This is a genomic window from Chloroflexus sp., assembly GCF_056331925.1.
Map to the genome: position 1 here is coordinate 1 of NZ_JBWGQH010000036.1, position 22,876 is coordinate 22,876.

General features: G+C 55.8%; 19 protein-coding genes. 3 read left to right on the forward strand and 16 right to left on the reverse strand.

Translation table 11 applies throughout. The annotated features are described in order from the left end of the window. Positions 1-109 precede the first annotated feature (109 nt). From glpB to AC01ZF_RS16005, 9 genes are all read right to left on the reverse strand, one after another. Positions 110-1,348 carry a glycerol-3-phosphate dehydrogenase subunit GlpB gene (gene glpB, locus AC01ZF_RS15965; RefSeq protein ID WP_424674781.1) on the reverse strand — a complete coding sequence of 413 codons (1,239 nt, stop codon included), beginning with the start codon at positions 1,346-1,348 and terminating at the stop codon, positions 110-112. Between the two features lie 17 nt (positions 1,349-1,365). Further along, the gene (glpA, locus tag AC01ZF_RS15970; RefSeq protein WP_476575495.1) at positions 1,366-3,036 is read right to left on the reverse strand and encodes an anaerobic glycerol-3-phosphate dehydrogenase subunit GlpA; all 1,671 of its coding nucleotides are present in this window, start codon (positions 3,034-3,036) and stop codon (positions 1,366-1,368) included. 153 nt (positions 3,037-3,189) lie between these two features. Then, positions 3,190-4,686 carry a glycerol kinase GlpK gene (glpK, locus tag AC01ZF_RS15975; RefSeq protein WP_424674779.1) on the reverse strand — a complete coding sequence of 499 codons (1,497 nt, stop codon included), beginning with the start codon at positions 4,684-4,686 and terminating at the stop codon, positions 3,190-3,192. Between the two features lie 46 nt (positions 4,687-4,732). Beyond that, positions 4,733-5,377: a dihydroxyacetone kinase subunit DhaL gene (gene dhaL / locus AC01ZF_RS15980; RefSeq protein ID WP_428131203.1), complete on the reverse strand. Its 645-nt coding sequence runs from the start codon at positions 5,375-5,377 to the stop codon at positions 4,733-4,735. 70 nt (positions 5,378-5,447) lie between these two features. Then, positions 5,448-6,446 carry a dihydroxyacetone kinase subunit DhaK gene (gene dhaK, locus AC01ZF_RS15985; RefSeq protein ID WP_424674777.1) on the reverse strand — a complete coding sequence of 333 codons (999 nt, stop codon included), beginning with the start codon at positions 6,444-6,446 and terminating at the stop codon, positions 5,448-5,450. Between the two features lie 111 nt (positions 6,447-6,557). Then, positions 6,558-7,292, reverse strand: a complete 735-nt coding sequence (locus AC01ZF_RS15990; RefSeq protein ID WP_424674776.1) for an MIP/aquaporin family protein — start codon at positions 7,290-7,292, stop codon at positions 6,558-6,560. A 459-nt stretch (positions 7,293-7,751) separates the two neighbouring features. Continuing rightward, positions 7,752-9,629 (reverse strand): sigma-54-dependent Fis family transcriptional regulator, encoded by a 1,878-nt coding sequence (locus AC01ZF_RS15995; RefSeq protein WP_424674775.1) that lies wholly within the window; start codon positions 9,627-9,629, stop codon positions 7,752-7,754. A gap of 131 nt (positions 9,630-9,760) precedes the next feature. Next, complete coding sequence (locus AC01ZF_RS16000; protein WP_424674774.1) at positions 9,761-10,945, reverse strand: acyl-CoA dehydrogenase family protein; 1,185 nt, start codon at positions 10,943-10,945, stop codon at positions 9,761-9,763. A 211-nt stretch (positions 10,946-11,156) separates the two neighbouring features. Then, the gene (locus tag AC01ZF_RS16005) at positions 11,157-11,459 is read right to left on the reverse strand and encodes a fibronectin type III-like domain-contianing protein (protein WP_424674773.1); all 303 of its coding nucleotides are present in this window, start codon (positions 11,457-11,459) and stop codon (positions 11,157-11,159) included. Positions 11,460-11,748: 289 nt separating this feature from the next. Here AC01ZF_RS16005 and AC01ZF_RS16010 point away from each other — a divergent pair, with 289 nt between their 5' ends. Beyond that, entirely contained in the window at positions 11,749-12,048 is a 300-nt protein-coding gene (locus AC01ZF_RS16010) for a DUF507 family protein (protein ID WP_012615411.1), read from the forward strand. A 24-nt stretch (positions 12,049-12,072) separates the two neighbouring features. Here the strand turns inward: AC01ZF_RS16010 and AC01ZF_RS16015 are convergent, their stop codons facing one another. The 4 genes from AC01ZF_RS16015 to alaS form a co-directional block, all read right to left on the reverse strand. Continuing rightward, positions 12,073-12,528, reverse strand: coding sequence for a GNAT family N-acetyltransferase (locus AC01ZF_RS16015; protein ID WP_428131206.1), 456 nt, complete (start codon positions 12,526-12,528; stop codon positions 12,073-12,075). Between the two features lie 4 nt (positions 12,529-12,532). Then, a complete protein-coding gene (ruvX, locus tag AC01ZF_RS16020) occupies positions 12,533-12,961 on the reverse strand; it encodes a Holliday junction resolvase RuvX (protein ID WP_424674771.1) in 429 nt (142 codons plus the stop codon). Then, a complete protein-coding gene (locus tag AC01ZF_RS16025; protein WP_424674770.1) occupies positions 12,954-15,035 on the reverse strand; it encodes a hypothetical protein in 2,082 nt (693 codons plus the stop codon). The genes ruvX and AC01ZF_RS16025 overlap by 8 nt, the downstream gene beginning before the upstream one ends. A gap of 67 nt (positions 15,036-15,102) precedes the next feature. Further along, on the reverse strand, positions 15,103-17,787 hold the full coding sequence (gene alaS, locus AC01ZF_RS16030; RefSeq protein ID WP_476575496.1) for an alanine--tRNA ligase: 2,685 nt from the start codon (positions 17,785-17,787) through the stop codon (positions 15,103-15,105). Positions 17,788-17,977: 190 nt separating this feature from the next. Here alaS and AC01ZF_RS16035 point away from each other — a divergent pair, with 190 nt between their 5' ends. Both AC01ZF_RS16035 and AC01ZF_RS16040 read left to right on the forward strand, forming a co-directional pair. Continuing rightward, a complete protein-coding gene (locus AC01ZF_RS16035; protein ID WP_428131211.1) occupies positions 17,978-18,754 on the forward strand; it encodes a hypothetical protein in 777 nt (258 codons plus the stop codon). A 173-nt stretch (positions 18,755-18,927) separates the two neighbouring features. Beyond that, positions 18,928-20,256: an acyl-CoA dehydrogenase family protein gene (locus tag AC01ZF_RS16040; protein ID WP_424674767.1), complete on the forward strand. Its 1,329-nt coding sequence runs from the start codon at positions 18,928-18,930 to the stop codon at positions 20,254-20,256. Positions 20,257-21,263: 1,007 nt separating this feature from the next. Here the strand turns inward: AC01ZF_RS16040 and AC01ZF_RS16045 are convergent. The 3 genes from AC01ZF_RS16045 to AC01ZF_RS16055 all read right to left on the reverse strand — a co-directional run bounded on the left by AC01ZF_RS16045 (position 21,264) and on the right by AC01ZF_RS16055 (position 22,773). Beyond that, complete coding sequence (locus AC01ZF_RS16045; RefSeq protein ID WP_424674766.1) at positions 21,264-21,500, reverse strand: hypothetical protein; 237 nt, start codon at positions 21,498-21,500, stop codon at positions 21,264-21,266. A 55-nt stretch (positions 21,501-21,555) separates the two neighbouring features. Further along, the gene (locus tag AC01ZF_RS16050) at positions 21,556-22,347 is read right to left on the reverse strand and encodes an HAD-IIA family hydrolase (RefSeq protein WP_424674765.1); all 792 of its coding nucleotides are present in this window, start codon (positions 22,345-22,347) and stop codon (positions 21,556-21,558) included. Positions 22,348-22,422: 75 nt separating this feature from the next. Continuing rightward, a complete protein-coding gene (locus AC01ZF_RS16055; RefSeq protein ID WP_424674764.1) occupies positions 22,423-22,773 on the reverse strand; it encodes a response regulator in 351 nt (116 codons plus the stop codon). Positions 22,774-22,876 lie beyond the last annotated feature (103 nt).

Consider the following 22,876-nt stretch of genomic DNA (forward strand, 5'->3'; position numbering starts at 1 on the left):
GCACCGCCGTGCGGCTGTATTTGAGAGCCGCACCGCCGTGCGGCTGTATTTGAGAGCCGCACCGCCGTGCGGCTGTATTTGAGAGCCGCACCGCCGTGCGGCTGTACGTTTATGCCTGCCCGGCGGCCCAGCCGGTGGCGATAGCAGCCCCTTCGAGGCAGCCTTCGCGAATCGGATCGTAGCCGGCCAGTGCACCGCCAGTGATCTGCACGTTCTCATACACCAGCCGACCCGCGGCATCGAGAGGGCGTAGGTGTCGATCAACGCAAACCCCGGTTTGGAAGACGGGATGACCGTGTTCGTCGAGGAAGCGCGGCGCAAACCAGCCTGCCCGTGCGGCCGGTGTTTGTAGTGGTAAGTCGAGGGCCGTCTCGTGCAGATGACCTTCCGGTGTGGCGCGCACACCGCCGCCGAGAACGCCACCCGTGGCCAGTACCCAACGCCGGGCAGTGTGGCGCTGCTCGCGGGCCGCTGCTTCGCTGAACACGGCGACGAGAGTGTCGCCAATGCGCTCGGCGCGTTGGACAAATCCACCCAATTGGATGCGACCGCCTAGCCGCAGCAACTCATCCTCGAGGATCTGATACAACCGCATACCAGTCACCGAAACCGGCAGGGTAGGGATTTCAAAGATCAATGCGCCGGCCCGGTTTTGTAGATCGCGCACCACCTCGGTGGCATGCTTAAGGCCAAGGATGGCCGGCAGGCCAATGCGGGCATAACCGCCCTTGCGCACATAGACGGCCAATTGCTCGCCAAGGTTAGCAAGGAAGGCCGGTTGCTCACATAGCCGGGCTAGCGTCACCGGGCTGAAATCGTGTTGGCGCTGGGTAGGCGGCAAGGTTAATTGCGCCGCTTCAGCAGCAATGCCCTGCGCGCGCAGGTTGGCAGCGATCAGCGGCGGAAAGAAATCGCGCAGCTCGGCAAAGCCGGCAATGAGGGTGGGACGGCCATCACGCAGTTGGCGGGCATCACCGGCAATCATCGTCGCGGGCGCGAAGGCAGTGGGGCGAAGGGCACCCAACGCAGTGGGCAAGAGCAAGTTACAGGTAAAACTGCCGACAAGTGGATAGCCGGCAGCTTCGCCGATTGCGCGTAGCTGATTGATCCCATCTTCGATCATCTTCGGCCCGGCCAGTGCATACGGATGTTGCGGGTTCTGGACCGCAACCTGGGCAATCGCTGCCCACGGGTCTTCTCCTCCGGCCAAAAGATCGATACAGCCGGTTGACCAGTGAGTTGCGCCATGACCTTTTGCCAGCACGAGCACCCGTTCACCGCGTTTAGCGCGTCCGATAGCAGCCATCATTCCGGCCAGCCCGGCGCCAATCACAATCGTATCATACATACCAACTCTCCCGGTGGTCAGGCCTGTACATATTCGGTTGCAATTGCCGGATGCTGGGTCACTAAGCCACCACCCGGCTCCGCGAAAGCCCGTAAGTGTTGAATACCCAGCACACCGAGGTAGATCAGCTCGTCAAGCCGTGCCTGCCGCAACTGGTCACCCCATAACACCGGTGTGAGACCTTTCCACCGCTCTTGGAGGAAATGGAGGATTGCCTCATTGACATGCGAATGACTCAAACCGGCAGTGCGGCGTCGTTCGTACAACAGATTTGCGGTACGGTAGATACACCATCCGCCCTGGCATGGCCCCATACCCATTCGCACATCGCGTCGGATGTCATCGAGATTATGGGCACCGGCGTCGATCGCTGCGATAATCCGGTCGCGTGTCACTAACTCACATTCACAGATCAGCTCACCGGCAGCGTGAGCACTCTCAATAAGGGCCAAAGGCTTCCCCAGCCAGTAGTGTGGTGTTTGTGCTGCCGGATCAGGCGATACCGTCACCGTAGCGTGGGCACGATGTTCAAAACGTGGTACGGGTAAGACTTCGCTGGCCGTGCGACATGGTTGAGTATTACCTAAACGGCGGGCAATCTCGTTGACCGTCTGTTCGGCCATCAGACGATAGGTCGTCCATTTGCCACCGACAATCGAGAAGATACCACTGACGCCATCACGTGCTTCGTGATCGAGCAACTTGAAAGTCCGTGGAATGTCGCGATCGCTAGCCACTTCTTTATCTTTGTAGAGTGGACGAACACCGGCCCAGGCCCGGAGAGCGCGATACTGCCGGAACCCAGGAATCAGCTTCTCGCCTTCATCGAGCATAAACTGAATCTCTTCCGGCTCGATCCCAAACACGTCAGGGTCAGGTACATGCACATCGGTTGTCCCGATTACCGCAACCGTATGGATCGGCACGATAATATCGCCGTCCGAAGGCAATTTACAGCGATTCACCACTGTATTGACCATACGGTGGTTCATTGCCACCATCGTCCCTTTACCGGGCACAACGGTTACCGTAACACCGGCCATCGCTGCGATCTTACCGGCCCATGCCCCGGCGGCATTGAGCACATAGGCACAATCGATACGGATGCGCTCACGGTTACGGAGGTCTTCGACGATAGCGCCCATCACGCGGTCACCAACTCGGACAAGTTCGATCACATGATGGTAGGTACGGATATCGGCGCCGTATTCTTTAGCTGCCAACGCAACCGAATGAGTAGCGAGAAACGAGTCGGCAGAGGCATCGGGTACTTCAAACACCCGTGAAATACGAGGGTTCAGCGCCGGCTCACGACGGAGCATTTCGGCGACGCTAATCTCTTGCACCGGTACACCGGTGCGCCGGCAGTTAGCGACAAAGACATCGCCATAGCTTTCGTCGTCCCACGGTGTAATCACGAAGAAACCGGAGGTCTGCTCGATACAATGGGGCATAATCCGGCGAAGGATGGCATTCTCTTGAGCGCATTCGGTGGCCGACTGCGGATCTTTCGTGACATAGCGACCACCAGAATGGAGTAAACCGTGGTAACGACCGGTAGTACCGTGGGTTAGATCACCTTTCTCAACTAACACACAGCGAATGCCGCGCATTGCCAGATCGAGCGCGCAACCGGTCCCGGTTGCCCCACCGCCGATCACCAGCACATCGGTGGAAATGGTTTGCATACGGACTCCTAACGGGCGAGAAGACCGGCAGGATGGGGTTCCGCCGGTCTTCTTATATAGCTAAAGCTTACAGGCGGTCGATCACGCACGCTATATCGGTATCATATCACGACCGATGGTGTTTTCGTACCGCAAAAAGGTATTGGTGTGAACTTACTCGACCCAATCGAAGGTACGAGTAACTGCCTTCTTCCACCCTCGATAGAGTCGCTCGCGGGTTGCCTCATCCATTTGCGGTGTCCACGTATGATCGACCCCCCAGTTGGCCCGCATCTCGTCGGTATTCGACCAGAAGCCGACGGCCAAACCGGCGGCATAGGCTGCCCCAAGCGAAGTCGTTTCGGCCACCTTGGGGCGGATCACCGGTACCCCAAGAATATCGGCCTGGAACTGCATCAGTGTATTGTTATACACCATACCACCATCGACCTTGAGCGCCGTCAGCTTCACGCCCGAGTCCTGCTCCATTGCATCGAGCACCTCGCGTGTTTGATAGGCCGTCGCTTCGAGCACGGCGCGGGCAAGGTGGCCTTTGTTGACGTAACGAGTCAGGCCAACAATCACGCCACGTGCGTCGGAGCGCCAATACGGTGCAAACAGACCGGAGAAGGCCGGTACGAAGTAGATACCGCCATTATCTTCGACCAAATTGGCGAGCGCCTCAACTTCTGCCGAGGTCGTAATCAGACCAAGGTTATCGCGCAGCCATTGCACAAGAGCACCGGTAATGGCAATCGAACCTTCGAGCGCATACACCGCCGGCTGATCGCCGAACTTATAGCAGACGGTTGTGAGCAAACCGCTCTTCGATGGCACGATCTTGGTACCGGTATTGAGCAACATAAACGAGCCGGTACCATAGGTATTCTTCGCCTCACCGACATCGAAACAGGTTTGCCCGACCATTGCCGCCTGTTGATCACCGAGAATACCGGCTACCGGCACTCCGGCCAACTCACCAACAGCCGTACCGTATACCATGCTCGACGGCACGATCTTCGGCAACATCTGGCGCGGGATCCCCATAACGCTGAGAATCTCGTCGTCCCAATCAAGCGTTTCGAGGTTCATCAGCATCGTGCGGGAAGCGTTAGTAACATCGGTAACGTGGACACCACCGTTGGGACCGCCGGTCAACCACCATGTCAGGAAGGTATCGATATTACCAAAGACTACATCGCCAGCCTCGGCAGCTTCACGTGCATCGGGCACATTATCAAGGATCCAGCGGATCTTGGGGCCGGAGAAATAGGTGGCGAGGGGCAAACCAACCTTTGCGCGGAAACGATCCTGACCACCATTGGCGGCCAATTCGTTGCAAATCTGGTCGGTGCGCGTATCTTGCCACACAATAGCGTTATACACAGGGCGACCGGTCTTACGGTTCCAAACCACCGTCGTCTCGCGCTGGTTGGTGATCCCCACCGCAACAATATCGCTCGCGCTCAGACCACCCTTGCTCAACGCCCCACGGATCACACTCTGGGTACGCTCCCAGATCTCATCGGGGCTATGCTCAACCCAACCGGGTCGGGGATAGATCTGCTCGTGTTCTTTTTGGTCGTAGCAGATGACATTCCCACTGTGATCGAAGATCATGCAGCGGGTACTTGTCGTACCTTGGTCAATTGCAGCAGCATACTTTGCCATACGCTAATGACTCCTTTGTCTACACACACACTGCACGGTGTGTAACTTACTGCTGAGCCGCGCGTTCGAGAACCGCGAGCATTGCCTGTGCCATCAAGTAGGCAGAGGCAGCTCCTGGATCACGATGCCCGATCGATCGTTCACCGAGATACGAAGCGCGGCCTTTCGTTGCCAACATCGGCTCGGTCGCAATCATGCCTTGTTCACAAGCGGCGACTGCGGCACGCATGGCGGCCAGCAGATCACCGCTCGCTGCATACTGTTCTTTCAGGGTATCGATTGCAGGTGCGATCGCATCGATCATCGTCTTTTCGCCACGAGTAGCCTTACCGCGCGTCTGAATCCCTTCGAGAGCAGCACTGAGGGCGGCTATTAGCTCATTGGGACCAATGGTTTCGCGATCACCGATCGCCGTACCGGCACGGAGAAAAGCGGTCCCATAGAGAGGGCCACTTGCGCCACCGACAGTAGAAATGAGGGTCATGCCGGTCAGTTTCAGCAAACCACTAATACTACGGTCGGTCGCTGACGGCAATTTACTTATCACCGTGCTGAAGCCACGGTCAAGGTTCACACCGTGATCGGCATCGCCAATCGCTGCATCGAGGCGAGTCAGATAATCGCGCTGTTCTTTTACCCGTTCGGCAACTAGCTCAAGAAAACTGATGACATGATCGGCGGTGATCTGCATGGTTCCTCTGGTTCGTGTGACGGCGGGGTACGGTCACCGGCCCCGCCGTGTTCTTCTCCTGTAGACGAATTCACATACCCCAACGTAACGCGGGCGTATGCACCGGTGCATCCCAGAGCTTGATCATCTCGTCATCGAGGCGGAGTAGCGTAAAGCTGACACCGGCCATCTCAAGCGAGGTGATATAGCTCCCCACCAGTGAGCGGGCAATGGTGATGTTACGATCCTTGAGGATGCGTGCTAATTCATTGTACATCACATACAGCTCGATCAGCGGCGTGCCACCCATACCGTTCACGAATGCCAGCACAGCATCACCACTCTTGAACGGCAGGTCTTCGAGGATAGGGCCGGCCAGCATCTCGGCAATATCGCGGGCCGGAGCCAACTTCTCACGTCGGCGGCCCGGTTCACCGTGGATACCGATACCAACTTCCATCTCATCTTCAGCCAGCTCAAAGCCCGGTTTGCCTGCCTGTGGCACCGTACAGGGGGTCAACGCCATGCCCATGCTGCGCCCGTTGGCATTGACCCGCTCGGCAATCGCCTTGCAGGTAGCCAGATCGGCGCCAGCCTCAGCAGCCGCACCCACGATTTTCTCAAGCAGCACCGTCACACCAACACCACGACGGCCAGCCGTCCACGTGCTATTTTCCACTGCTACATCGTCGTTTGTTACCACACTGGCAACCTCGACACCTTCAGCAGCGGCCAATTCGGCAGCCATCTCGAAATTCATCACGTCGCCGGTATAGTTTTTGACAATGTGCAGTACCCCTTTGCCGCCGTTGACCGCCTTAGTAGCAGCCAGCATCTGATCCGGCACCGGCGATGTAAAAACGGCGCCGGGGCAGGCAGCATCGAGCATCCCGTAGCCGACAAAGCCACCATGCATTGGCTCGTGGCCGGAACCACCGCCGGAGATCACACCGACTTTGTTGTGGGGGGCACCCTTGCGCACGATATAGTCGGGGTCAAAGTGGACATCGATCAGATCGGCGTGGGCAATAGCCATTCCGGCCAATGCCTCTTTGACCACATTCTCCGGTGCGTTGATCAATTTCTTCACAGGCTTCCTCCCTTGAAGCGAAGACTACTGACCGTTCAGGTGATACATGGGCATCATACCAAATCATTCAGCGCGTTGCATGGCATACAGGCTAAGCAACGCGACCAGACGTTACATGCTGAGTGCATTCGCCAGCAGAGCGGCAATCGCACCACCAATGATCGGGCCAACCACCGGTATCCACGAGTAAGCCCAATTGCTATCGCCCTTGCCGGCAATCGGTAAGACGAAATGCGCAATACGCGGGCCGAGGTCTCGCGCAGGGTTAATTGCATACCCGGTCGGGCCGCCGAGCGACAGACCAATACCCCACACGAGCGCTGCGACGAGATAGGGGCCAAGACCACTAGCCGGGCTACCACCGGCAGCGCCTTTGGCGCTGAAGATAGCGAAAATGATGAAGACGAGCGCGAAGGTACCGATAACTTCAGTGATGATGTTGTTAACCGGATTGTGGATTGCTGGACCGGTGCTAAAACAGGCGAGCTTCAGGCCGGGATCTTTAGTAACTTCCCAGTGCGAGAGATAGGTCAGCCATACAAGGGTTGCACCGATAAAAGCACCAATAAACTGGGCGATGATGTGCATCACAGCAGTACCAACATCATAGCCACCGCGAATCATGACAGCAATCGTCACCGCCGGGTTGAGATCGGCACCGGGGCTTCCTAGCGCAGCGGCGGTAAAGACGCCACTCATCACCGCGAAGGCCCACCCTGCGGTAATCACGATCCAACCGCCACCATTACCTTTCGATTGAGTCAACAAAACGTTGGCAACAACACCGTTACCGAACAGAATCAGTACCATTGTGCCAAATAGTTCGCCCAAAAAGGACGCAGGCATAGAAGGTCTCCTCCTTACCATCACACATAGGCGGAACCAGTTCTAGCGAATCGACCCTGATCCAACGTTCAAACGGAGAACGTGATGCGCGCCGAACAGTGGAACGACGTAAAAGTCGTGTTGCACGCGCAACGTGGCGTGTCGGCGCATCTGAACTAGGCGTGCGCGCCGTCAGAAACATTAGCGTCTGGCGACCCCGCCTTGCGCACCTCCTTTCCTTGCTTCATCTATGAGAACACGATGCATTGCACCGTGCAATGCACAACAACATCCGCTCTGATCACCGATCGGTGTCAGTTATGGTGAGGCAGCTTTGCGTATCGAGAGCATACCACGAGATTAATCGTGGCTCTTCATAGTTGCTATGCTGTGCTGTTATCCTAGCAAAGTGCAGCGATCATCGTCAAGCTATGTACAAGCACTATAAGAGATGAAAATGTTTCACTATTGCAACATCGGTCAGGCTCGTAATTCGTCACGTGAAATCTGATAGCGAGTCATCTTGCGCCAGAGGGTTGCCCGGCTGATCCCAAGTAGGGTAGCAGCTCGGCTCAGCCGTCCGCCGGCACTACGTACTGCCCGTACAATTGCGTCGCGTTCACTAAGAGCTTGGGCCTCAGCAAGGCGTGGGTTATCGGCCATTGCCAGTGGTGTCGTATGCCGGGCAATTGCCGGTGGCAGATCGTGAACGGTCAATACACTCTTAGCCGTCGTTTGCGCCGTTTGTTCGAGGACAACCTCCAATTCACGGACATTTCCCGGCCATGGATAGGAGTGAAGTGCGGCGAGTGCATCAGGAGCGAGTGCGATCGGGCGACCGAGCTGTTCGCTGAGGCGCTGCACCATATGGTTGGCCAGTAACAGCACATCGTCACCGCGCCGGCGCAGTGGTGGGATATCGATAGTAAAGGCGCTGAGTCGTGCATAGAGATCGGCCCGAAACCGGCCTTCTTGCACAAGCTGTTCAAGATCGTGGCCGGTCACAATGAGGCGTACATCGATAGGGATCGGACGCGTTCCACCCGACCGGATCACACGACCCATCTCGATTGCGCGGAGTAGATTCGTCTGTTGATCGAACGAGAGCGCATCAATGGCTTCGAGATACAGCACCCCGCCATGAGCCAATTCGAGCTTTCCTGGCCGACCGACTTGGTGTTCAGCGCTTTCAATGCCAAACAGCTCACTATCGAGCAATTGGCGGGGAATGGCAGCACAAGCGACGCGCACAAATGGACCACCGGCACGGTTACTTGCGTTATGGATAGCCTGCGCGAAGATCTCTTTACCTACCCCGCCTTCGCCACGAAGAAGGATCGGACCACGACCGGCTGCGGCCAGCCGTGCTTGGCGTAACGCTTGCCGCATTGCCTCACTTTGACCAATAATGTCGCGAAACGTAAAGGTAGCGCGAGCACCAACAACCTGTTGCACCAATTGACGCACACTTTCCGCCGGACGTAACGTAATCACACTACCTAAATACCGCCGACTCCGATCCCATACCGGTCGGACGCTACACATCACCGCTTGTGGGCCAGAGCGTGTCTGCCAGATCACTTCTTGTTCATCGAGGGTGGTGAGTTCTTGCAGGGCAGTACAGATCGCCGGAGGTGGTGGAATAACGCTTACTAACGGCCGACCGGCTGCCGAACGCACATTAATATCGAGGATGGTGGCGACGCGCCGGCTCAAACGGCGAATCTCACCGTTAGGACCGACAAATATCAACCCTTCATTAATACTATCGAGAGTCGCGTAGAGTTCACTCAATTGATCATTCGCTTCGTTGAGCAATCGTTCAGCACGAAGCTGGTTGTGGAACGCCTGTGCTGCAGCAATAACCATTCCTAGCGCATAGGGATGTTGCATCTCGGCACGAGTAAGGATTGCCAGCGCTCCGAGTGCTCGGCCATCTGGGCTGAATATTGGTGCCGCGGCCAAACTAAACGGCTGCAACCAATTGCAATAATGCTCATCACCACTCGTCTGGTAGGGTAGTGCCTCGCGCAACGCTAAATCAACGGCATTGGTACCGGCTACTTCTTCAAGCAGACTAACACCGTATCCAATTCCAGATTGTTGCGCAAGATTGAGAATCGTGCTATCGCCGGCCAAATCAATGATGGTACCCTGTTCATCGCAGATTACTACGGCAAAACCGGGGTGTTCACTTAATTGGTACAGATCTTCAATCGACGAGCGGGCGAGAGCCTGAAGATGGCTCCAGGCTGCTATATTCACCGGTCCCGTTTGCGGTGTGGTTGCCGGATCAAGGCCGCGAGCTTGGCAGCGCATCCATGAGCGTTGGATAGGCGGAAGGGATGGAAGGGCCATACAACCACCTTAATAATATCTATCAGCAATAGATATTATAACGGCATTTCAACTAACGAAGGTAAGGATACGGCAAAAGAGGCATTGCGAAGCAATGCCTCTCGGGAAGTGTTATAGGTTCACCAAGCGCCTTACACGAACGCCGAGATACCGGTAATTTCGCGTCCGACCACAAGGGTATTAATCTCGTTGGTACCCTCGTAGGTATAGACTGCCTCAATGTCGGCGAAGTGGCGGGCAATGTGCCGGTCGAGCAAAATACCGTTCCCGCCAAGCACTTCGCGTCCTAGTGCTACGATCTGGCGTGCCTTCGCCGCACAATACTGCTTGGCCAGAGAGGCCATACCCTCGGTAATCTGGCTCTCATCTTCATCACGCAACTTACTCAGCCGCCATGCCATCAACTGAATAGCGGTCAGATCACCGAGCATCTGCACCAGCTTCTGCTGCACCAATTGAAAGCCGGCGATCGGGCGGCCAAACTGTTCGCGCTGCAAGGTATACTCACGCGCCAATTCGTAAGCTGCCTGGGCGTGACCAACTGCTTCCCATGCTACACCATAGCGAGTGTTCTTGAGAATGTTAGCCGTATCGCGGAACGAGCGGGCCAATGGTAGCCGATTCTCTTCCGGCACAAAGACGTTATTCAGCTTAATATCGGCATTAATGACCGACCGTTTCGCGATCTTGCCCTCGATCTTGGTTGCTTGATAGCCAGGCGTTCCCTTTTCGACCAGAAAACCGCCGATCCGACCGGTTGCTTCATCTTGGGCCCAGACGACAACCACATCGGCAAAGGTGGCGTTGCCGATCCAGCGCTTTTCGCCGTTGAGCACATAGCCACCGTCAACCCGCTTGGCGGTGGTGCGAATGTGTGCGGCATCAGAGCCGACGTGCGGTTCGGTAAGCGCGAACGCGCCAATCTTTTCCAGCCGGGCCATCGCCGGTAGCCAACGTTGCTTCTGCTCTTCCGAACCGCAGGCGGCGATCGCTCCCATCGCCAAGCCGCTGGTGACACCGACAAACGTACCCACGCTGCCGTCGCCGCGGGCTAGCTCGGCGGCAATCAGGCCAACTTCGACACTGGTGAATCCCGGACAACCGTACCCCTGAATGGTGCCGCCAACGATGCCAAGCTCGGCGATGCGAGGGATCAGTTCAAACGGGAATTCGGCTCGCTCCCAGTAGTCGTTGATGATCGGTAAGACGTGCTCGTTACAAAACGCGCGCACTTTATCGCGAAGTGCGCGCTCGCGCGGGGTCAGCAAGTCATCGAAATGGAATAGATCAATCCCGCGCTCGCTTGCGATCGTCATTGGTCGCCTCCTGATACGCATGTAAAGAGTATGACGCACTGCGTAATGAATTATACCATAATTGAACGGAATATGGTGGAACAGGGTACTGGAAGTGTCGCGGTCAGTCGGTTACAGATAAGGATTGGTACAAGCGAGGGCTTCGAGCGGACCTGTATCATCAACTGCGTTGCCCAGACCCGCTTGCTGCAAGGAAACAACTCATTTACTGCTAGAGTTCAAATTCACCTTCGAGACCACTTTCACTGTGAGGTGCGATCCAAACCTTGTATCGGCCCGGTTCGGTTCCCCAACTACCATCGGCGCGAGTGAAGGCTAAGTCCGCTTCGTGCAAGGTGAAGGTGACTCGCTGCGCTGCGCCGGGTGGCAAGGTGATGCGCTGGAAGCCTTTCAGTTCGCGCACCGGGCGGGTGAGCGATCCCACTAGATCGCGCACGTAGAGTTGAACCACTTCGGTACCGGCCCGTTCGCCGGTGTTGGTGATCTGGGCGCTCACCTCCAGCACGCCGCGCATACGCGAGCTGCTGAGGCGCAGATCTTTGTTTGTCAAGACAAAAAGTGTAACGTTTCATAAAAAAGTAATTTACGTACAATAATTGAAATAGCGTGTGTCGACGTACAACGATCAATTAGTGAAATGTTTCACTCTAATTGCATTCTTTCAGCCACTGTACATACACCCTCATCACCTACCCCTGACCCCGCAGGATGGTCTCACCACCGACGGCTGCTGATAATGCTGGTACCTGTCGTTCCTTCGTGTACAATACAAGGAGCAATACCTGATGACACCGAGGTGATCTATGCGACTCAGCGAGGATAAAGTGCGTCGTATCGCGGAACGGTTGCACGATGAGTTGGCCGAGCGCGGTCTGTTGGCCTATCGTGATGCTCCCGGTCAGCGACCAAGTGATGCTCGTGCGCTGCGGGTCAAAGCGATCTACGATGCTATCGTAGCCGATTTGAAAATTGAGGAAGAGATTGATGCTGAGGTCGAGCGGATTCTGGCAACCTACAGCCGCGAGATTAAAGGAACCGAACGCGATATTCTCTTCCGCAAACACAAAGAGGAAGTGGCACGCAAGCGAGGATATGTGTTGTGAAGGCGATGCGTCGCTGCATCCTTATCACTGTCGATCCATTGGTATCCAATAGATCAGCACATAGTGTGGCCCTGTTTGCGGTACAACAAACTCATCGCCATGGGTGACAAAACCAAACGCACGATAGAACGATAAGGCGCCGGTGCGGCCATGACACCAAATCATATCGCCGTGGTACCGACGGACGTGTTCGACACCGGTGGCTAACAGTGCCTTGCCAATACCACACCGGCGCAGGTGAGGTACTACTCCCATCCCACGGAGACGCCAGGCCGCCTGTGCTGCTACACCGGGGCAAGCTTCTGGTGCAAATGAAGCGATCCCTACCAGTTGGTCTTCGACAAATGCACCGGCGTGGAGTGTGAGATGATGGTCATCGCCGGGGTACACTAGTTCGTCTACCGTTTGGTGTGGGCGGAGAATCTGCTGGCGGAGCGGCCGAGTGGCGGCGGCGCTTATCGGACGGATGGAGTACGGCATAGCATTAGAACGGGTTTCGTCGGGCGTTAAGATAATCTTGCAAGATGATCGATGCGGCAACCTGATCGATCTGTTCCTTGATTTTTGCCGGTTTCAATCCGAGGTTACGTAACATTTGTTCGGCGGCAACGCTCGTGAGTCGTTCGTCGAACATCTCAACCGGACAATTGAGGACAGCGGCAAGTGCATCGACAAAGCGCTGTACTGCGGCTGCTTGGGGGCCGTGTTCGCCCCGCATGGTGAGTGGTAATCCTACTACCACCCGCCGAACTCCACGTTCAGCAACGAGGCGTGCAATCTGCCCGATCGCCCGTTCGGGAGGGTGGGCAGGAATGGTCGTCAGCGGAGCGGCGATGCGAGCTTCCACATCGCTAATCGCCACTCCGATCCGTCGTTCACCGACATCAAGCCCTAAGACTGTTTGCTCATTCATTGCGAATCCGGATCTGCCAGCTCCAACTCGGAAAGCGCTCGATCTCTTTCGGTAACTCAAACCCGGCCAGCCTCCCGCTCGCGACCAGTGCCTGCAATTCGGCTTCGGCTTCGGCGCGACTTCGGCCAAGCACGGCGTTCTGAATGGCAGCCCGTGTTGCTGGATCAAGCTCGTTACCACAGGCTGGGTCGGGACCAACTTCGCCGTCAATCCGTAGGGTTGACCCATCCCAGCGCCAGCCACGCACGAAGGCCGCTCGGCAATCACCCGGACGTAATTGACCGTTCTGGATGAGCTGCGAGTTAAACGCATCGGCCAGTTGGCGTTGGAATTGCGCGCTATCGCCGGCAATTGCCAGCCCACTATAGCGTGCCTGCACCGTCAAGGTAAACAAGCGAGTATTTCTCAACGATGTACCAATCGGTGGATCAACAATCTGCTCAAAACCGGCCAGTTGTTCGAGTTCGGCCCGACTTGGCGAGACGGTCGTCGGCTCAAGACGCAGGTTGCGGGCCAGTGCCAGCCCATCAAGCTGTCGGCGCGCCTCTTGGTCAAGGCTGGTCAGGACTTCGGCCAAGTAGCGACGCACATCACTCTCTTTTATCACGAAGACCTCTTCGTCAGTCCCACCACCAATTGCATCATGCACGACGGTCAAGATACCACCGGTTAGCGTAATCGTCGGACCGCCGGGAATGCGGACTTCCCGAATGGAGTTAGCCGGGATGTTCGAGGCACTGCCGGGTGAACGGGCCGTGATCGGAACCTGCGCTTCGCCGAGGGTAGTAATGATCTGGTTGCCCAGATTCGAGGTAACAGCACCCGGTACGGTCACTTCAACATTGCTGATAAATGGGATCGGCTGGTTGTTAGGGCCAATCGCGATGAATTCACTCCCTGCCGGGATCGTGATCGGCTGCATGTTGAGGTTGCGGAGGGTTATAACACCGGACGCACTTTCTACCGGTGTGAGGACTCCTTCCGTTACTTCACCACTTCGACTAATGGCTACCGTGGTGCTAATCGGCTCAGCGACGACGGCGCCCTGCGCGGTGGTAGCGGCTACCGGCGACAGTGGAATGACTAAGCCATTGATCGGGACCGTTTCACGTGCCGGCAAACGAACAACGATGGTCACGCTGCGAGTCACAACCAGAAAGATGCCGAAAGCGATAAGGGTGATGAGTAGAATACCGAGTAGGCTCCAACTGAGCCGAGATAATGTACGGTTGGCCGGACGTGCAGCCGCTTTGGGTGTTGCCGGTGGCGGAGTGCGGGTGGGCAAGCGGCGTGGCCTCTCGGCTGTATCGGTTGTCGCAGTTGGGGTTGGCGTGGTGTGCTGCGGTGGCCGCGTCGGGCGTTTTGCTCGCTCGGTTTCACTCCGTTGCCCGATTTGATTCGCGCGTGTCGTTTCCTCCGCCGATAATTGAATATCCTCAGGACGAACCCGTGGCGGTTGAGCGCTTGATTCGCGTGATGAAGGGATAGGTGGTGGCGGTGCCTCAGTCCGCTCTTGCTCGAAAGCTGCGGCCAGGTCATCGAGTGCGTCAAAAAACTCGAGATCATCATCTCCCATCACCGGTGAGGATGTGGGAGTGGCACTATCGGACTGGGCCGGTAGCGGGCGGGTTGTCGGTGCGGCAATGGGACGAGTTTCAGCAGTTGATGGTTTCGCGGGGGGGGTAAAGAGCATGGCAGACGAATCGGTTCCGGTCAACTCATCAAGTGCTGCCAAAAACTCGAGATCCTCGGCGGGAATATCCTCAGTCGTCGGCGAAGAAGTAGCCGGCGGTGGAGATTGCACGTGTGTACCGGTGACTTCAATCGTCGTTAAACCGCTCTGGCGGGCCGCTTTCAGAATCGTCGGATCAGAGCTAATAATCGTCAACGAAATCCCGGCTGCTGCTGCCAACGCACGCAGCGTATCCGTCCCGGCCACACGTTGGAGTACCGTTGTACCTTCAGGGGCCAAGATTTGCACATTAGCAGCATGGGTTGCTCGTACCCGTGCCATGAGCGACTCGGCAGTATCTTCGGGGAGCGCAAGGACAAGCGCCGTCTCATCGGTGATCATAGCCCCTCACCTAGCCTCTGTGCTCACCGGGTGAGCACAGAAGACCTCCAGCAATTTGATGCTTGACCTATCCTGCCTGTTCGGCCAACACGTCTACCGCAGCAGTGATAGCAGCCGCCAAGCGGTCGGGGTTCCGTCCACCGGCTTGCGCTATTTCGGATCGGCCACCACCACCACCACCGACGATAGCGGCAAGCGGTTTGACAATATGCACTGCATTCAGGCCTCGCTTGACCAGGTCGGACGTGACAAGTGTAAGTAATTGTGGTTTGCCGTTGATCTGGGCGCCAAGCACAATCACGGCACTACCCAGCTTATCGCGCAGATATTCACCCATCTCACGTAGGCGTTCGACCGAATCGGCTTCCACCTCTGCTGCCAGCAGTGGAATCCCGGCGACCGTTTGCGTGCGATGTACCAGAGTATCGAGCATCTCGCGCGCCAACTTACTCCGCAGCGCCTCCAGCTCTTGCCGTCGTTGCCGGTTCTCGGCCAAAAGCGCCTCGATTCGTTCGATCAGTTGTGCGGGTTGCGCATTGATCCGTGCAGCCAGATCGCGTAACGTCTGTGCTTGTTCTTCTACCCATAACTCGGCGCCACGCCCGGTCAGAGCCTCGACGCGACGGATCCCACTACCGATACTCCCTTCACTGAGGATGCGGACAAACCCAATCTCACCGGTGCGATTCACGTGTGTGCCACCGCACAGCTCAAGGCTATCACGAGAAGCGTACTCACCGTTCTCAATTCCGGTACCGCGTTCAATGGTCACGACGCGCACAGTATCACCGTACTTCTCACCAAACAGCGCGATCGCACCGCTTGCTATGGCAGACTGGTAACCGGTAATTTCCCAGCGTACCGATGCATCGGCGCGGACCCACGCATTCAGACGGCGCTCGATCTCACGCAATTCTTCAGGATCGAGTGGTTTGGTATGGGTAAAGTCGAAGCGCAGCCGGTCGGGCGCCACCAACGAACCGGCTTGGGCTGCGTGTTCGCCGAGCACGTCGCGTAAGGCGCGCTGGAGCATATGGGTGGCCGTGTGATTCCGCTGAATATCGGCCCGCCGTACCATATCAACCGTAGCTTGCACCTGATCGCCTACACGGATCGTACCACTGACCACGCGACCATAGTGAACGATTAGACCGGGCAATGGCCGGCGGGTATCTTCGATCTGTACCGAACCCTCTGGCCCGACCAGCACGCCGGTATCACCAACTTGACCGCCACTTTCGGCGTAGAAAGGCGTCGTATCGAGCACAATTTGCACTTGCCGTCCGACCGTCGCAGACGTAATCGCATCCCCTTCGGCCAACATACCGATCACCGTTGCTCGGTCGCTCAGGCGCTCGTAGCCGGTAAAATGCGACGCAGGCAGATCAAGTTCGGCCCACAGATCGGCTTCACCGCCACGCTTCCCGGCCGCCGCCGCCCGTGAACGAGCGCGTTGTTCGGCCATTGCCGCCTCATAACCGGCTTCATCGACTGTCAACCCTTGTTCGGCAGCAATCTTCTGGGTCAAATCGAGCGGAAAGCCATACGTGTCTTTCAGTACGAACGCATCGGTACCGGGGATCACCGTCTCGCCACGGGTACGTACCTGCTCGATCACGGCATTGAGGCGGCTCAGGCCACCACTCAGAGTACGCAAAAATTGGCGTTCTTCCTGGTCGGCGGCACTCAAGATAAGTTCGCGTCGATGTACCAATTCGGGGTACACCTCACCCATTTGGTCGATTACCGTTGTAATCACCTCGGCGAGGAATGGTCGTTCAAAGCCAATCGTGCGACCCTGATACGCGGCGCGGCGCAAAATACGGCGTAACACATACGAACGGCCCAGATTACCGGGCAAAACCCCATCGGCGATCAAGAACGCAATTGCGCGTGCGTGGTCGGCGATAGCGCGGTATGCGCTGCGATGGGCCTGATAATGCTCTTCGTCGCTGCCGCGCACAGCAATGATGCGGTTAATAATGGTCACGAACAGATCGGTATCATACGTGCTATGGACGCCTTGCATCACCATTGCCATTCGCTCAAGACCCATACCGGTATCGACCGAAGGCCGTGGCAGCGGCTGCATGGTGGCGCGGTCGTACTGCATGAACACATTATTCCAGATCTCGACATAATTCGGATCGTCGGAATTAACACCCTCGGCACGCATTTGGCTCAGATCATCGCCGATGTAGATGGTAATCTCCGAGCATGGGCCACAAGGACCGGTATCGCCCATCACCCAAAAGTTGTCTTTGCGGCCAAAGCGCAACACCCGCGACGGGTCGGCGCCTTGCGCAATCCACAACGCTGCCGCCTCATCATCGGGTGGCACCTCATCATCACCGGCAAACACCGTAAACCAAAGTCTTTCGACGGGCAACTGGAACTCTTCGGTTAGCAATTTCCACGCCAATCGAATAGCCTCGGCTTTGAAGTAATCACCGAACGAAAAGTTGCCTAACATTTCAAAAAAAGTATGGTGGCGTGGTGAGGGACCAACCTCTTCGAGATCGTTGTGTTTACCGCTAACGCGCAGACACTTTTGGGCAGTTACAGCACGAGTATACGGGCGTTGTTCGCGACCCAAAAAGACATCTTTAAACTGCACCATGCCGGAATTAGCGAACAGCAGCGTTGGGTCGTCGGCAACCACCAACGATGAGCTGGGTACATGGGTATGGCCATGGCGCTTAAAAAACGATATGAACGTTTCACGAATCTGAGCAGCAGTCAGTCTTTGCATATGCATATAGCCTATGATGAAAAAGAAGGCATCTTTGCCTATCTTAACTAGCTTCCTCGCGGTATTGTAGACGATTGTGGCGCTGACCGTCAACCGTTTGCACGGTATAATGGCGCGTAAGACCGGCGCTGCCAATAGTGCTGCGCTGAACAACGGGGTCTCTACCAAACAATGACCACGAGATGGGTGTATGCCATTGCAGATCGTTCCTGTGACTGCTGAACACTACCCTGCGGTAAACGCATTCTTACGCCGGTCGCCGTACCGCAACGCGATTACGTTAGCGTTCTTGTATCGCCGACACGGATCGGTATCAATCAGAGCTGCCCTAAGCAATCATGTGGTGGTCGGGGTCGCTGCTGTGTGGCGCGATGTATCATCGGTTCGTCTATCGTTCACCGTTGACGTACCGCAGGTGCTTCCTATGCTGCTCGAAGCCTTGGCGATGGACAATCCCGAACTATGGAACCGTCCCTTCGAAATCGTTATGCCGGTGGCGAACGTACCGTTATTAAACAACACAACCCATCTTGAATCGGTTCACTTCCTGTATCAGATGGTGGTTGAACCGGAGACATTGCATCCTATCACCCAACCATCTGCCCGTCGGATACAGAAAGATGATGTACAAGCGGTGAAAGACCTGTGGGCAACGGCGGCGCCCTGGCAAACCTGGACACTGAATTCGGTCCCGGCATTTGGTGTATTTGCGGCTGATGGTAGCTTGCTAGCGACCGCCGTGACCTGTTTTGCAACCGGTGATGTGGTTGAGCTAGGCTGGGCGATGCAGACCGGATCACTACCGGCACTACAATCCGCGCTCAGTGCCTTAGTCCAGAGTTGCTTTGGTATCACTTCACGAGTCTATCTCTTCGTTGATGCCACAGATAGTACCCTCTTTGACGCCTGTCGGAGGCTTGGCTTCTGGCCGTCCGAGCGGTTTATCTGGGCAACGACCCGCTTGTGATGAATGCGCACCCTAAGCCAATCTAACACTTTTCTTATCGCTCAGTTTCTTGTTGACATTGAGGATCGTTCTGTGCTACACTGCCCTTGACGCATTGCGTCATCCCGTTCTCCTCTTAAAGCAAGATCGCACAACAATGACGTTACAGATTCAGCGTTGATCAGGAGGTAGATATGTCATTCGTTACCCTTCCAGCTAGCCTCACCCGTATGATGCAGCAGGTACAGGTACCATTCGTTGACACCTTTCGCGCATTACGAGGTGTTACGCCGCAAGAGATTGGTCTGCTGCTAAAAAGTATTACCGCCAAACGACGACCAAAGCGGGTGCCGTCGGTGAATAGTGATTTCTACGATATCCTGGCCGAACTCTCACCCGAAGAGCGAGCAATCCAGCAAAAGATTCGCTCATACATGGAAGAGAAGATTCGTCCAATCGCCAACAGCTTCTGGGAGCGCGGCGAATTTCCGCACGAGATCGTCCCCGGTTTTGCCCGTCTCATCGCCGAGACCTTCGGCTCACGACCCTACGCCATCGACGCGCTCGGTCCAGTCCTCACCGGTGTAGCGTGTATGGAAATGGCACGGGTCGATCCCTCAATTTACACCTTTTTCGGGGTACATTGGGGTTTGTGCATGGGGTCAATCGATCTCTTTGGTTCTCCCGAACAGAAGCAGCGCTGGTTACCACCGATGCAGCGGTTTGAGCTAATCGGCTCGTGGGCACTTACCGAACCGGATGTTGGTTCGGCAACTGCCGCCGGTCTCCAGACCACGGCCCGCTTTGAGCGTGGTCACTGGGTGCTCAACGGTGCGAAGAAATGGAGCGGGAATGCACCGATCGCCGATATTAACATCATTTGGGCACGCGATGTCTCGAACAATCAGGTGCAAGGATTCATCGTTGAGCGCAACACACCGGGGTACGAAGTCGAGCGGCTCGAAGGAAAGATTGCGCTACGCACCGTACAAAATGCCAACATCCGGCTGGTGAATTGTCGTATACCCGAAGCAAACCGCTTACCCAACGTCGGCGGTTTTCGCGGTGTGGCGCGTCAACTGGCGATCACCCGGGCAGCAGTAGCATGGGCGATGACCGGCGTGGCAATGGGTGCTTACGAACAGGCACTCGTTTACGCCCAACAGCGCATTCAATTCGGGCGGCCTATCGGTAGTTTTCAACTGGTTCAAAATAGTTTAGTGCAGATGCTGGCGAATGTGACGGCGATGCAGACAATGTGCCTGCGCATGAGTCAGATCGCTGCTCGTACCGGCAAAATCAGCCAAGAGCAGGCCTCGCTGGCGAAGGTCTTCTGTGGTGAAAAAATGCGCGAGACAGTGGCGCTGGCTCGCGCGGTTCTTGGCGGTAACGGTATTCTCCTCGAACACGGTGTTGCCCGTTACTTTGCCGATGCTGAGGCGCTCTACTCATACGAGGGCACGCACGAGATGAATACGTTGATCGTGGGCCGAGCAATTACCGGAATCTCGGCTTTTGTCTAGGCGAACGAAGCAGAGTAGTGTTGGAGTACGGGTAGAAACCCTGAGAAACAGTGGTGGCAAGGAACGAACGTAAGCTCAAAGGCTAGGGTATCTTAATGCAGGAGACGTCTCTTACCGACAGAAGCCTGAGGGTACTAACACCGACAGTCAGACCAGAAGCAGTGTCAAGCTGGAAACACAGGCGAGTACTGATGTTCATCCGGCATGCTAGTGGACCAACCCTGATCAATAAAGCGTAGGATGCTCTATACCCGGGCCGAAACGACGGGTAGGAAAGTGGCGAGTAGCAGTGTATTCCTCTTACATGTTGCAGAGTGGTGGACGGAAAGTTACTATCGCGTTCGGTTCCACCCAAGCGCACGGGTTTGACTGCCTTGTAATAGTGCAAAAAGGCATTCTAGTACAGATAAATAACACGTTGCGCCGACAAGGTTGGGGTGGAGTCGAAGTGGGAGTGAATACTGCGATAATTACCAGTATATTTTAATCTAGAACGTGAGGTAAAGGTGTGTCGCCAGCGGGTTAGCGTGTGGTTTCGATGGCGGCTAGATGGTTTATGGGCACGAGCGCTATAGGCTCATCGCTACGTTGGGTTGCTGATCACAACCTGTATTCACGCAGTGTGGCAGAATAACAGAGACTACAGTATGCGGTATTACTCTGAAGCAGCTTTAGTCATCCCAACTCTCTTATAATGCTTTGGGTGTGCGGATAATAACCAATCATGGGGATAAGTTGGAGCTTGTCGAGCAACTGCACAGGCGACGCGATTGCTAGGTACAAATAAAGCGTCAGGTGAGTAAGTGCCCTTGCGTCTGGTTGAGTGCAACCATCCTAGTGGGGTGGGTCTGAGGATAAGCTGCACCTGTGTTACCTGCGTTACTCTGCAAACCGGTTCTGAATCGCCTTGACCCGATCTGAGTTACCGCTGAATCCTCATTATTGGAACATCGAAGAACTACTTAGACCCACCCCGCTGCTGATAGATAACCTGACAGTAACGATGGTTACGCAATATTGGCCGGTTCATCAGAGAGCAGCACCAGACTACCGCGTAACGCAATCTGGTCAGCCTCGGAGAGAGCCGTAAGCGTTGGATCGGACGGTAACGCCACGCCGTGCAGCAGCAGCAATGCCCGCAACGCCAATGGCCACATCGTATCGGCAGTTTCGGCAGGCGATGACTGATCACCGGTCAATCGTGGTTGATACGGGGTAGGGGAAGTATGGCGAGCGGCAGTCATGGATTCTCCTCTCTATACTGTAGTATAGGTAGTGTAGTCGGAAGTAGGCCTCTCGTCAAGCCGTTTCCCGGATCAATTCATCAATCCGCTCGAGCACGTAAGTTGGCCAGTATGGCGAGTGTTCAAGATCGGCACGCCGGCTATCTCCGGTTAACACCAATGCCGTATCCATACCGGCCGTGATCCCCATTGCAATATCGGTCATTAACCGATCACCGACAATAATACACCGTTCAGGTGGTAGGTTGATCAGTCTACTTACCGTGCGGGCCATAATCGGTGATGGCTTGCCGACGATCACCTCGCAACGGGTATCGGTACACGCCTCAATTGCAGCAATGATCGCCGCTGCATCTGGCTCGCCCCCACCCGGAACCGGGCAAAAGCGGTCGGGGTTTGTAGCGACAAGACGTGCGCCGGCCCGGATTGCATCGAAGGCAATCTGGAGTTTACGATAGGTAAACGTGCGATCAAACGAAGCGACAACAAAAGCGATCTCACCCGGTCGCTCACTCAACGGGAACCCAGCCGCCTCGAGTTCACCGATGAGTGGCGCCTCACCGACGACAAATAACGGTGCGCCGGGGGCATTAGCAAGCAACCATTCCACCATCACCGCCGAGCTATTGACAATCTCATGCTCATCGGCGTCAATGCCGAGACGCCGCAAACGCTCGGCGTATTGCCGGCGTGTTTTGGTTGGATTATTCGAGAGAAAGACGATCCGCCGCCCCTCACGGCGGAGTGTCACCAACAGTTCGGCAACACCGGGTAACAGGATGTCGCCGAGATAGATAGTGCCATCAAGATCAAAGATGTATCCATCGTAACGAGGAATGGGTTGCATGATGTCTCCGGTTGCGATCTCGATATCCTAAGCTTGATGGTACCATACCTTGGCGAATATAGATGCATTGGTCGCCTATAAGCCCAACATGTCGAGCATAGTGCGTAGATCGTCAATGTCTATCGGCTTATGGAGAAAGAGGTTTGCTCCGGCTGATACCGCATAACCTCCAACTGCTGGGTCGCCCGATATGAGTACCATCGGAATCATATACCCCTCTTGCCGTAGGGTATAGATCAAGTCAATACCGTCCATCTTTGGCATATGATAATCGGTAATGATCAGATCATACCAATGTTGGCGTGCCAGTTTCAGACCGTCGGCCCCGTTGTTTGCCATGTCGATCTTGGCGTTCCGTAGTTTCGCCATGAGACGCTGTAACGTTGATCGTGTGCTTGATTCGTCGTCTACAATGAGAATACGCATAATCATCTCACATCTTATTTTCGTGCAATGTCACTTCATCAAACGAGAGAGAAGCTTAGATTTCCGTATGCCTGGCATAACACTCTGTTCATTTCTGATCTTT

Excerpts from the sequence above, each read along its gene's own strand:
- AC01ZF_RS16025 (WP_424674770.1), bottom strand. The coding sequence starts at position 15,035 with ATGATCACCGATGAGACGGCGCTTGTCCTTGCGCTCCCCGAAGATACT.
- ruvX (WP_424674771.1), bottom strand. The coding sequence starts at position 12,961 with ATGAATGAGCAAACAGTCTTAGGGCTTGATGTCGGTGAACGACGGATC.
- AC01ZF_RS16005 (WP_424674773.1), bottom strand. The coding sequence starts at position 11,459 with ATGCGCGGCGTGCTGGAGGTGAGCGCCCAGATCACCAACACCGGCGAA.
- glpA (WP_476575495.1), bottom strand. The coding sequence starts at position 3,036 with ATGCAAACCATTTCCACCGATGTGCTGGTGATCGGCGGTGGGGCAACC.
- AC01ZF_RS16000 (WP_424674774.1), bottom strand. The coding sequence starts at position 10,945 with ATGACGATCGCAAGCGAGCGCGGGATTGATCTATTCCATTTCGATGAC.
- AC01ZF_RS16015 (WP_428131206.1), bottom strand. The coding sequence starts at position 12,528 with ATGCCGTACTCCATCCGTCCGATAAGCGCCGCCGCCACTCGGCCGCTC.
- AC01ZF_RS16050 (WP_424674765.1), bottom strand. The coding sequence starts at position 22,347 with ATGCAACCCATTCCTCGTTACGATGGATACATCTTTGATCTTGATGGC.
- AC01ZF_RS15990 (WP_424674776.1), bottom strand. The coding sequence starts at position 7,292 with ATGCCTGCGTCCTTTTTGGGCGAACTATTTGGCACAATGGTACTGATT.
- alaS (WP_476575496.1), bottom strand. The coding sequence starts at position 17,787 with ATGCAAAGACTGACTGCTGCTCAGATTCGTGAAACGTTCATATCGTTT.
- AC01ZF_RS16040 (WP_424674767.1), top strand. The coding sequence starts at position 18,928 with ATGTCATTCGTTACCCTTCCAGCTAGCCTCACCCGTATGATGCAGCAG.
- glpK (WP_424674779.1), bottom strand. The coding sequence starts at position 4,686 with ATGGCAAAGTATGCTGCTGCAATTGACCAAGGTACGACAAGTACCCGC.
- AC01ZF_RS15995 (WP_424674775.1), bottom strand. The coding sequence starts at position 9,629 with ATGGCCCTTCCATCCCTTCCGCCTATCCAACGCTCATGGATGCGCTGC.
- AC01ZF_RS16055 (WP_424674764.1), bottom strand. The coding sequence starts at position 22,773 with ATGCGTATTCTCATTGTAGACGACGAATCAAGCACACGATCAACGTTA.
- AC01ZF_RS16010 (WP_012615411.1), top strand. The coding sequence starts at position 11,749 with ATGCGACTCAGCGAGGATAAAGTGCGTCGTATCGCGGAACGGTTGCAC.
- AC01ZF_RS16035 (WP_428131211.1), top strand. The coding sequence starts at position 17,978 with ATGCCATTGCAGATCGTTCCTGTGACTGCTGAACACTACCCTGCGGTA.
- dhaL (WP_428131203.1), bottom strand. The coding sequence starts at position 5,377 with ATGCAGATCACCGCCGATCATGTCATCAGTTTTCTTGAGCTAGTTGCC.
- AC01ZF_RS16045 (WP_424674766.1), bottom strand. The coding sequence starts at position 21,500 with ATGACTGCCGCTCGCCATACTTCCCCTACCCCGTATCAACCACGATTG.
- glpB (WP_424674781.1), bottom strand. The coding sequence starts at position 1,348 with ATGTATGATACGATTGTGATTGGCGCCGGGCTGGCCGGAATGATGGCT.